At 75.5% G+C, this 1,758-nt stretch carries 2 protein-coding genes; both read right to left on the reverse strand.

Annotated elements, in window-relative coordinates; all coding sequences use genetic code 11:
• Nucleotides 1–842, reverse strand: an 842-nt coding sequence (locus tag ACWFQ8_RS33495) for an alcohol dehydrogenase catalytic domain-containing protein (RefSeq protein WP_453790036.1), incomplete at its 3' end; no start/stop codon positions are given.
• A 29-nt stretch (nucleotides 843–871) separates the two neighbouring features.
• Entirely contained in the window at nucleotides 872–1,627 is a 756-nt protein-coding gene (locus ACWFQ8_RS33500; protein WP_453790037.1) for a lysoplasmalogenase, read from the reverse strand.
• Nucleotides 1,628–1,758 lie beyond the last annotated feature (131 nt).

The following is a 1,758-nucleotide window of genomic DNA, read 5'->3' on the forward strand; positions in this document are numbered from 1 at the left end:
CGGCGGTGCCGTTTTCGGCGTAATAGCAGGTGAGCCCCGGTCGATGACCGGGGCTCGCGAGCTGCAAAACACTGTCCTGGTGGAGGATTTGACTGCTCGGTGCCGACGGCCTCGATGACCGCGTGCGCGCCCCGGCCGCCGGTCAGCTCGCGGACGGCCGCCTCGGCGGCCTCGCCGCGCTCGGCGACGACGTCGGTGGCCCCGAAGAGCTTCGCGATGTCCGTACGGGCGGTGTGGCGGCCCAGGGCGATGATCCGCTCGGCGCCGAGGCGCTGGGCGGCGAGGACGCCGCACAGGCCGACCGCGCCGTCACCGACGACGGCGACGGTGGAGCCCTCGCGGACGCCGGCGCCCAGCGCGGCGTGGTGGCCGGTGCCCATCACGTCGGACAGCGCGAGCAGCCCGGTCAGCAGGTGGTCGTCGGAGACGGCATCGGCGGGCAGCTTCACCAGGGTGCCGTCGGCGTGCGGGACCCGGACGGCCTCGCCCTGGCCTCCGTCGTGGCCGACCGAGCCCCAGAAGCCGCCGTGCTCGCAGGAGGTGTACAGGCCTTCCAGGCAGTACGCGCAGGTGCCGTCGGACCACATGAACGGGGCGACGACCAGGTCGCCGGCGCGCAGACCGGACACCGCGGCCCCGGTCTCCTCGACGATGCCGAGGAACTCGTGGCCGATGCGCTGCCCGGGCCGGCGCGCGGCCTCACCGCGGTAGGCCCACAGGTCGCTGCCGCAGATGCAGGCGCGCAGGACGCGGACGACAGCGTCCTCGGGACGTCGGATCGCGGCGTCGGGCACCTCCTCCACGCGGATGTCGTGCGGGGCGTGGATGACGGTGGCGCGCATGGTGGTGCAGTCCTCCGGATCGGGGGTGGTCAGCGTTCGCTGTGCTCGCCCGGTAGGGCTGCTCCCCCACCGTACGCCCGGTTTCCGGAGGCCATCACTCCGGTCGCGAGCAGGTACTGGGCGGCCAAGTAGGTGGCCATGATCCAGAAATCCGGGCGGGGCAGCTGGGGCCAGGCCGCCACCCCGGTGGCGATGAGCGTGTCGGAGAGCAGGAACAGCGCCCCGCCGAGGCCCGCCCGCAGTCCGAGGGCGCTGGAACGGAAGGCCATGGCGGTGAGCAGCAGACTGTAGCCGGCCACGGGGACCCGCAGGTCGGCGGGCAGGTCGGCCCACAGCAGGGCGACGGTCCCGATGAGGGCGAATGCGTACGCGCCGCCGAGCAGCGGGTGCGCGGCGCGCCTGCCGAAGAGCACCAGGTAGCAGACGTGCCCCGCGGCGAAGGAGCCCATGCCCACGAGGAAGGCGATCTCGGCGTCGAAGAGCAGGGCCAGGTCGCCGCCCCATCCGAACAGCAGGGCCGTGATCAGCAGGCGGGGCGCGCGGCGGGTCAGGGCGTAGGCGACGAGCAGCGGCATCAGCAGCGGCTTGAACACCGGGTGGCCCGTTTCCCAGCCCGCGAGGAGGGAGCCGAGGTCGGCGGCGGCGGCGACCGCGAAGCCGGCGAGGGCGACCCGGCCGAGGCGGTCCCGGCCGGCCGAGGGCGCCGGCTCGGGGGCCGGGGCCCGGGTGGGGGCGGTACGGGCGGTGCCGACGGGCCGGCCGTCACGGGACTCTGCGGTGCTCACGCGGTGGACTCCTGTACGGACTTGGCGGCCGGGGCCGTCGTGATCGGCACGGCCGGGACGGCGGCCGGAGCCGGAGCGGCGGCCGGCGCGGGGGCGGCGGCCGGCGCGGGGGCGGCGGCCGGGGCGAGAGC

Source organism: Streptomyces sp. NPDC055254 (assembly GCF_053606025.1).